10 protein-coding genes are annotated in these 8666 nt (G+C 49.8%); 9 read left to right on the forward strand and 1 reads right to left on the reverse strand.

Translation table 11 applies throughout. From position 1 onward, the window contains the following. The first annotated feature begins 1129 nt into the window (after positions 1-1129). The 4 genes from KEHDKFFH_RS19635 (at position 1130) to KEHDKFFH_RS19650 (ending at position 4880) form a co-directional block, all read left to right on the forward strand. Positions 1130-1450: a hypothetical protein gene (locus KEHDKFFH_RS19635; protein ID WP_104323464.1), complete on the forward strand. Its 321-nt coding sequence runs from the start codon at positions 1130-1132 to the stop codon at positions 1448-1450. A 465-nt stretch (positions 1451-1915) separates the two neighbouring features. After that, entirely contained in the window at positions 1916-3310 is a 1395-nt protein-coding gene (locus KEHDKFFH_RS19640) for an NAD(P)/FAD-dependent oxidoreductase (RefSeq protein WP_146084241.1), read from the forward strand. 19 nt (positions 3311-3329) lie between these two features. Further along, positions 3330-4334, forward strand: coding sequence for an alpha/beta fold hydrolase (locus tag KEHDKFFH_RS19645; RefSeq protein WP_104323466.1), 1005 nt, complete (start codon positions 3330-3332; stop codon positions 4332-4334). A gap of 156 nt (positions 4335-4490) precedes the next feature. After that, positions 4491-4880 carry a nuclear transport factor 2 family protein gene (locus KEHDKFFH_RS19650; protein WP_104323467.1) on the forward strand — a complete coding sequence of 130 codons (390 nt, stop codon included), beginning with the start codon at positions 4491-4493 and terminating at the stop codon, positions 4878-4880. A 281-nt stretch (positions 4881-5161) separates the two neighbouring features. Here KEHDKFFH_RS19650 and KEHDKFFH_RS19655 read toward each other — a convergent pair whose 3' ends face one another. Further along, positions 5162-5368: a helix-turn-helix domain-containing protein gene (locus KEHDKFFH_RS19655; protein ID WP_104323468.1), complete on the reverse strand. Its 207-nt coding sequence runs from the start codon at positions 5366-5368 to the stop codon at positions 5162-5164. Between the two features lie 152 nt (positions 5369-5520). On the opposite strand from KEHDKFFH_RS19655, the gene KEHDKFFH_RS19660 reads away from it, so the two are divergent. The 5 genes from KEHDKFFH_RS19660 to KEHDKFFH_RS19680 all read left to right on the forward strand — a co-directional run bounded on the left by KEHDKFFH_RS19660 (position 5521) and on the right by KEHDKFFH_RS19680 (position 8457). After that, positions 5521-5766 (forward strand): hypothetical protein, encoded by a 246-nt coding sequence (locus tag KEHDKFFH_RS19660; RefSeq protein WP_104323469.1) that lies wholly within the window; start codon positions 5521-5523, stop codon positions 5764-5766. Beyond that, positions 5759-6988 (forward strand): site-specific integrase, encoded by a 1230-nt coding sequence (locus KEHDKFFH_RS19665; RefSeq protein WP_104323470.1) that lies wholly within the window; start codon positions 5759-5761, stop codon positions 6986-6988. Before KEHDKFFH_RS19660 ends, KEHDKFFH_RS19665 begins: the two co-directional genes overlap by 8 nt. After that, complete coding sequence (locus KEHDKFFH_RS19670; protein ID WP_092034143.1) at positions 6981-7247, forward strand: hypothetical protein; 267 nt, start codon at positions 6981-6983, stop codon at positions 7245-7247. The genes KEHDKFFH_RS19665 and KEHDKFFH_RS19670 overlap by 8 nt, the downstream gene beginning before the upstream one ends. 99 nt (positions 7248-7346) lie before the next feature. Further along, positions 7347-8030 carry a hypothetical protein gene (locus KEHDKFFH_RS19675; protein WP_104323471.1) on the forward strand — a complete coding sequence of 228 codons (684 nt, stop codon included), beginning with the start codon at positions 7347-7349 and terminating at the stop codon, positions 8028-8030. A 187-nt stretch (positions 8031-8217) separates the two neighbouring features. Then, on the forward strand, positions 8218-8457 hold the full coding sequence (locus KEHDKFFH_RS19680) for an AbrB/MazE/SpoVT family DNA-binding domain-containing protein (protein WP_104323472.1): 240 nt from the start codon (positions 8218-8220) through the stop codon (positions 8455-8457). The last annotated feature ends 209 nt before the right edge of the window (positions 8458-8666 follow it).

Below are 8666 nucleotides of genomic sequence, written 5' to 3' on the forward strand. Positions count from 1 at the left end.
AGTGGACCATGCCGATTCGTGATTGGAAGCCGGCCTTGAATCGCTTTATTATCGAATTCGGTGACCGCCTGGACGGCCACCTTTAATGGGGTGGGCAGTTACACAGATTTATTTACAGGCTCTTCTGACGTTGCTGCTCAGACTCCCGGCCTTGTAAGCAAATATTTCACCAGCTTTAACAACTACATCTGCTCCACGCCAGTAAACATTCTTTTTATGCTTCTGGGATACTCAATCAGTACCTCCTTCTACGATTCGAGTGGCGGATTTATTCGTACCAAAATCTTGTCGCAAGAAAAGTGCGATCTGTGATTACAACTTATGGCGCCCAGATATCCAGCTACTTCAGTGGAACACGAATTCGGATATAAGCGAAAAGATTTCAAACCTATATCTCCCCTGTGAATTTGGTCGCCGGATGAATGCTCCAATATGATGTCGGAACTGAAAACGTGTTTGGGCTCTCGCAAGTCTACGCCTGGGTAAGTTTATAGAGTGGCCCTTTGGACCACTCTAAACCCGTCATCTTTCATTTTTTGAACGGTAATGAAAGCTGCTTGAAATTTACGTTAGAGCGGGCATTTTCGTAGAAATGAAGTCGTCCCAGACGTAGTACATAGACTATGTGGAAAGCGGCTGCGACATAGTCTAGCCTTTCAATGAGCGCTGATGTGGGCAGCGTCTTTGGATTTGATCATTTGACGCGCATCTTCAAAGCATGCATTTGCAATCAGGGAGTTTGGTCTGATTTCGTCTAAATGGAGGTTTGTGTCATGGGTTTTTTCTCTAATTTTTTCAGTGGTAAATCGAAGGGCGAAGACGATAAACCGGCAATTTACGGTGGGGATGGCTTAACCAAGCATACCCCAGCAATCATAAACTGTGGGTCCATGCGGACGGCGCAGACATTGATGGATCGAGTAATAACTAGTCATTGTGGAGGGGGCTGGACCCGGGAAGTTGAGTTCACTCTCAAAGACCCAAAAGATTCTCGAAAGTCGATAAAAATGATTTCCGTATGTACCGAAGGCGGCGATAAGCAGAGTTTTTATTTCGATCTTTCTAGACCAGTAAAAACCGCAGTGAAGTTACAGGGAATGTTGGACTCACATTAATTGGGAGAATATGTATGTTTGGTTGGCTGAAAGAGAAGACAAAGTTTGCGAAGGTTGCCGGAGTTTGGGCTGACGTGACTGGTATAAATCCAGGTGATAACGGGCAAGTATCCGTTTTTGCATCGCGGATAATGGCGCAATCTGGAATGACGCCGGAAGATGCCTGGCTTTCGGCTTTGACCAACTGGACCTACAACATGCCAGATCTGGAATCTAGGGAGATGTTAGCTAACGGCCTGCTCAAGTTTCTAGTTGATGGGCGCCAGTATGCACTTTTCAGCGATAATGCCCGTAGCTCAGCACTAATGCTTGCAAGAGAGATCACGGGAAGATAATCAGTTTCGCCCCCAGTGGCGCAGCTCAAAACGGGACTACTGGCTAATCCATATGTTCGGTTTGCGACCAGCGCAGCCTCCCTTGGTAAACAAAAGCGAACAATAGCACTGCGCCCTATCAGCACCAATCTCCTCTCCGCAGAGTCGAAAAATTTATCCCCTCCGGATGGCATCCTATACCTCGAGAACGCCATTCCAGCTCTTTAAAACTAGGGCTTATGCCATTTTATGATTATGCGACTGATCAAAAATTGTCCATAGTGATTAGCATAAGCAATAGTTATTATCTGCACAATAAGTGTAGCCTCCCGGAAGCCCAACCCCGAGAGCATGGAACAGCTTCTTAAAAGCATTTGTATTAGGACGATCTCAGCGGCAGATCGCAAGCCGCAACCTTTTCAAATAAACCGCATCTCTGCCAACAGTCCCAGAACCAGGATCAGTTGAACAATGGAGGGAAAACTAATGGATTACCAAACGGATTATCTCATTATTGGTAGTGGTGCCTCGGCAATGGCTTTTGTCGACACAATGCTTACAGAAACCGACGCCACGTTTTTGATGGTCGACCGCCGCCCCAAAGTAGGTGGCCACTGGAATGACGCCTATCCTTTCGTGCGGCTACATCAGCCGTCGAGTTTTTATGGCGTTGTTTCGCGTGTACTTGGGCGTGAGAAAATTGATGAAACCGGCTCCAACAAAGGCTTTTATGAGTTGGCAACGGGAATTGAAGTCCTTCATTACTACCATGCGCTCATGGAAGAGGCGTTTATTCCTTCCGGGCGTGTGAAGCATCTGCCTTTGTGTGAATACAAGGGCGACGGACGCGTTGTCTCACTTATGTCGGGCGAGTCGCATAACGTGAAGGTCAATAAAAAGCTGGTCGACGCCACGCACATAGAAGTTCAAATCCCCATGACTCACACACCTCGCTTCGAAGTCGCTGAAGGAGTTGCCTGTGTTCCCCCCAACCTTTTGTGTCGACTTGCTCCCGAATACGGGCATATCACCGTGCTCGGAGGCGGGAAAACTGGAATCGATAGCATCAGCTGGCTTCTGGACAATGATTATCCCGCCGACAAGATCACTTGGGTGGTACCTCGTGATTCATGGTTCTATAACCGTCGCAAGTGGCAACCTGGTGAGGCCTTATTCGGGGAGGCACTGGAGCTTCTTGCCAGCTCAAACGAAATCTACGCGGCGGCCGAAAGCGTTGAAGATATCTGTTTGGGCATGGAGTCGGCAGGTAATTGGCTACGTTTAGACAAGAATGTCTGGCCCACGATGTTCCATGCAGCCCTCGTCACCGAAGCGGACATCGTGAAGCTTAATCGAATCAATAACATTATCAGGATGGGCCGCGTCGAAGCCATCGATGAGAAAGGAATGCGGCTGACGAAAGGCGAAGCAAGCAGTCTGCCAGACACACTATATATCGATTGCACCGCTTCCGCGTTGAGCAACAACTATAAAGATTTCACGCCGGTTTTCCAGCAGGATCAGATCAACCTCCAGCCGATATTTGTGTGGCAACCCTGCTTTAGCAGCGCATTAATTGCGTTCATCGAAGCAAACATTGAGGACGAGGCGTTACGTCAAGCCATGACCAGGCCAGCCCCACTCACAGACACAGTGAAAGATTATCTGACGTCTCAAGCGCACAATTTGATGAATATGCATCACTGGCAAGAGCACCCGGAGACTGCCCGATTCATGACGAATTGTCGTTTGCATGCTTTTGCTGGTCGTATCGCCAATATCCGGGCCGACGATCATGAAAAACAGAGTCAACTGCAACGATTCGGACAAAGCGCGCCTAATGCCGTGGAAAACCTGTTCCGTCTGGCTGCCAATGCTTGAACCATAGGAAGGCGTCTTTATGGATACCCAATTTCAATCGACAGGATTCGATGTTCCGGGGCCGGATATTCAAACGGTAGAAGCCAATGGCTTAACGATGAAAGTCGCCAGCATGGGCAGCGGGCCACTGGTGCTTTTGTGTCATGGTTTTCCTGAATTGGCGATTTCCTGGCGTGGTCAAATGGCCGCTCTTGCGGCGGCGGGTTATCGAGCGGTCGCACCCGATATGAGAGGTTATGGGGGAACAACGGCTCCGTCAGACCCAGTCGATTATACGGTGCTGCACCTCGCAGGAGACATGGTTGAACTTGTCCATGCACTTGGCGAAAAACATGCCGTTATCGTGGGCCACGACTGGGGTGCCATTGTGGCATGGACCAGTACCCTGTTAAGACCTGACATTTTTACTTCTGTTGTAGGCATGAGCGTGCCTTTCGTGCCAGTTGCTTCTACCGATGTTCTGTCTGACCTTCACCATGCCGGGATCGACGATTTCTATCTTCAATACTTCCAGACGCCCGGCGTGGCCGAGGCGGAACTGGAAAAAGATGTCGAGGCATCAATCAGACGAATGCACTTCAGCGCATCTGGCGATGGGCCAGATACCGTTACCTTTGGCATGCTTCAGCCCGGAAAGGGTATTTTGAACAACACGGTAGAGCCTGAAATACTGCCAGCCTGGCTAGGCGAGCAGGATATCGCGGAATACGCGTCAGAGTTTCGCAGAACGGGGTTCAGTGGAGGGCTTAACTGGTATCGCAACATTACACGGACGTGGGAATTGATGACGCCCTGGCGAGGCATGGTGATCCATCAACCTTCCTTGTTTATTGCTGGTGAGACTGACGATGTGCTGAAGTTTCCCAATGCTCAGGCGAATATTGATAATTTTTCTCACACATTACCTGGCATGCGTGGTTGTCACATTCTCCCCAATGCGGGGCACTGGATTCAGCGCGAGCGAGCGACAGCAGTGAATGAGCTATTGATTGAATTTTTGGACGGCCTCAAGAGTGCCGACTGAACACAAAGCTGTCAGCTGTTCAGGATATCGGTGGCTTGCCAGCGCTACGCCAGCTTTTGGTTTGCTGCGCAAGCTTTACTATAAATGCTTTCGCTCTGCTGGGCTGGTGAGCAAGGTCGTAGGGCTTCGAATACAAATATCACTGGGAGGAAGCACATGACTATCGATACTCTTGCCACATGGCACGAAATTGCGGCGTCTGGAAATGTGAAGGGCTTGGATGCGTTCCTCGCTGAAGACGTAGTTTTCCATTCGCCGATTCTTCATACGCCTCAGGTCGGAAAGGAACTTGCCACAAAATACCTTGCTGCCGCATTCCAGGTCTTCTTCAATGAAAACTTCGAATACGTTAGAGAGGTCATCGGCCCAAGAGACGCAGTGCTGGAGTTTCAAGTAGAACTCGACGGTGTCGCTGTCAACGGCGTGGACATGATCAAGTGGAACGAGGAGGGAAAAGTCGTAGATTTCAAGGTTATGATTCGGCCCCTAAAGGCGGTCAACTTGATCCATCAGAAAATGGCTTCAATGCTTAAAGCGCAGCAGTAGAAGTATTGGCATCCGGCACTACCACCGAGCAGATGTTTGCTGGCTGGGCTGTGGCCCGCCGCCTCTCACTCCAAACATTGGCAAGCCCATTTTGAATGTTCGCTTTGCGACCTCAGCGTGCTTTGTTTCCGGATAGGGATTGGGCAGGCCCCTATCTGAAAAGGTCCGCTTTGTGGTCACGGCAAACGGAGTGGGTAGTCCGCGACGGGTCAAGCGATGGAGCAAAATTGCGGAAAAATATGTTAATTTAATGAGCGTGGCCCTTTAACCATCTCATTTGATCAATGATCTTCTTGCAACTCGAGCAGGTCTCCCACCTCACATTCAAATAATCTGCAAAGTTTCTCAATAGCGTCCAGGTCTATCCTTTGCGCTGTTTCTTTGTAGAGCAGGGTTACAGTATTCCTGTTAAGCCCCGTCTCTCTGGCTACGTCCACGATCTTCATTTTTCGCTCGCCCATCAGCCGAGCGAGATGGCATCGAACCATTTTTGATCATCCTTAATTAAAAAATGTCATCCAGAATGGCAAAAAATGCTTGCAAATGTACTTTTGTTGCTTAAAATGTCATTTAGGATGGCATTCTGATATGGAGAATGTCTTTTGTTGATTTAGCGTAGCGCAACAGAAGGAAGATTTCGATGGAAAATTCCTACACCTACCTGACCACTGAAGAGCTTGCTGGCCGCATCAAATACGACTGCCGGACAATTCGTCAATGTCTTAAAGACACTGTGCTGTTGGAGGGCAAGCATTACATAAAGCCTTTCGGCCGGCGGAAAATTCTTTTCCTCTGGGAAGAAGTCGAAAAGGAGATGCTGGTCGGTGCTCGTGAGCACGAACAACTGTCAATTCCTATGGCAAGCGGAGCGGTATGTCATGGGTAAGGTGAGAGAGCGTAAGGAGACCGGCAAGCTTTATCTGGATTTTATGTTCGAGGGGCTGCGGTGCAGGGAACAGACCGCGCTGCCAGATACGCCGGCAAATCGTAAAAAATGCGAAGCTCTTCTTCAGAAGGTTGAGGCCAAAATCCTTTTGGGTGAATTCGATTACGCTGAATTCTTTCCGGGCAGCAAGAACTTGAAAAAGCTGGCCAAGGCAGGCGCGCTATCCTGCACGGGTCGGGCTTACAATGTAATGGCTGATGCGGATCAGGAAATCGATCAGTCGCCGCTGTTCCCGGATTTCGCCGACCTGTGGCTTGAGGAGAACAAGATTCAGTGGCGCGCCTCTCATCTACGCAATGTTGAGTCTATTCTGGAGAGCTCTCTCAAGCCGGCATTTAAAAACAAACGTCTGACAGAAATCACCAAAGCCAACATCCTGGCAGCCCGCAACAAGCTGGCGAGCCGCAAGGGTAGGGCGGGCAATATCCAGATGGCTCCCAAGACCATCAATAGCCACATGGCGATTCTGCGGATGATTCTGACCGAAGGCGCCGAGCGCTACGACTTTGCAAACCCGTATCGCAACATCAAGCCGCTGAAGCTGAGGAAAGTAAACATCGAACCTTTCTCACTGGACGAGGTAGAACGGATTACCAAATACGTGCGGACGGACTACCAGAATTACTACCTGGTTCGCTTCTACACCGGTATGCGCACGGGCGAAATCGATGGCTTGAAGTGGGAGCACGTGGATTTCGAGAAGCGCGAGATTCTCGTTCGCGAGACGCTGATCAATGGTAAGACCGAGTACACCAAAACCGATGGCTCCCAGCGGGAAATCCCGATGTTTGGTCCGGTTTACGACGCACTCAAGGCTCAGCATGCGGCAACTGGCAAGCTGAGCAAGTTCGTATTCTGTAATCGCCTTGGTGAGCCACTTGATCACAATAATGTCACCAAGCGCGTATGGTACCCCTTACTTCACGCTCTGAACTTGAAAAAGCGTCGGCCTTATCAGACACGGCATACCGCAGCCACGTTGTTGTTGGCATCCGGAGAGAACCCTGAATGGGTGGCTCGAGTGTTGGGCCATTCCTCTACTGAAATGTTGTTCAAGGTTTACTCGCGTTTTATTCCGAATGTGACCCGTATGGACGGCAGCGCCTTCGAGCGCCTGATTGGCTCGCGTTCAGAAGACTTGGAGGAATCTGAAAATGCCTAAATCATCTCTTAGCTTCGAGACTCAGAGAGATATCGCCGAAGTGGCGGAAGTTTTAATTCGTTTGAACAATATTTCGCAAGGGCGAGACCTGGTCTGGCTGCTAAAACAGCAAAGGGCGCGAGACAATTTCGATGCCGTCGCACTATGGCTTCGGAATGAGGTATGGAAGCGGCAGAGGAACCGTGAAGATGTTGATATTAGCACCTTGTCCAACGCTCTTCAGACGTATCTGACCAAAGCGTTGATGGATTTGGAATAGCTGTGAGCAGTAACTTGCTTTGGCTGGCTGAGAATCGCACGCGGCTTGTTCTGGAATCGGAGGCCTGTCTTGTATACTCAGGTCAGAAAAGGAGAATTCATGACCGAAAATACCACCCCACAAGTTCTTTTTAGGACTAAGTCTGTCGCTGTGTCGAGCGATGCTGAAGGAATCGATCCGCGCACAGACAAGTCGTTAATGCAGGCTGTTGTCATCACCTATGCGGACAATCAGAACCACGCTATCTATCTGAATGTCCCGCTGGAGGAGGCCAAAAGGCGCTTCGAGAAGACCATGGTTGAGCGCTCAGATTTTGAGATCGAGGAGGAAGGATGGGATGCGGAAGTTTCTGTGATTGCAGTCGCTGATGAGATACTTATTTCAAGCAATTTGGGGAATCAGGCGGCCCGAATCAACGATCACTTCATGGGCCAGATTGAGAACATGGGGAAGAGGAAATCCCATGGTATAGATCTTATTACCCAGGCGGATGTGGATGAGGATTCAGAAAGCATCCGCGTGAGAGTAGTCCCTAAAACCCTATTGGAGATGACCGATAGCCCGGACGGGACATCCATGAAGTTGGCTCTTGCGCCAGGTTACCCTTACGAGGATCTCGATGTGGACTTCGGTGAGAGCAAGGAGATCTGTATTACCTGCCATTCTTCTGATGCTGAGATAATAATCAACGCGAGTGAGTTCCTCAGCTCCGAGGCGTCTATTAATCAGATACGAGAGAATGATGGGGAAATAACTCTGCAAGTGATACCTGTCTTCGAGTAGTCAAAGACCGCTGCAAGTTATTGGGCCAGAGCTTCAAATTATTGGGGGGCTAACTTGAGGTGCGCCTTTGGCCCCTTAGCTATAAACTGAATCGGAGAGGCTGTTCGGAACGGCCCTTCGCTGGCGCGTCCGACGCCCTGCTAAACTGCCCTGTGTGGCATTGATGCTCACTCGGAGGATGGCCGTGATGAAAAAGAAACGCTTTACTGAACAGGAACTGTTGGAAGACCTGGATGTGGATTCGGCTCATGCTGATGAGTTGGCCGTGCCTCTCCCGCAGGAGCTTTCCCCACTTGAGCGGCTAAAAGGTTCTGTCAAACGCTATGAGCGACCTACCGATCCGGTTTGGGATGAGTACTTTGACTCCAACGAGGGGGTTTCCGAGGATTTCATGGAAGAGCGGGATCAGCCGTCGCATGAGGATTGATTCCTTCACGCGAACCCAATTGACCGGAAGTGGAGTCAGGATAAAGGTTGGCGTTGTGCGAAAAAAGAATTGGGGCCTGCCAGGCGAGAGCCTGTAAATAAATCTGTGTAACTGCCCACCCCATTAAAGGTGGCCGTCCAGGCGGTCACCGAATTCGATAATAAAGCGATTCAAGGCCGGCTTCCAATCACGAATCGGCATGGTCCACT

The organism is Marinobacter maroccanus (genome assembly GCF_002933275.1).
In the GTDB taxonomy this organism is placed as follows: domain Bacteria; phylum Pseudomonadota; class Gammaproteobacteria; order Pseudomonadales; family Oleiphilaceae; genus Marinobacter; species Marinobacter maroccanus.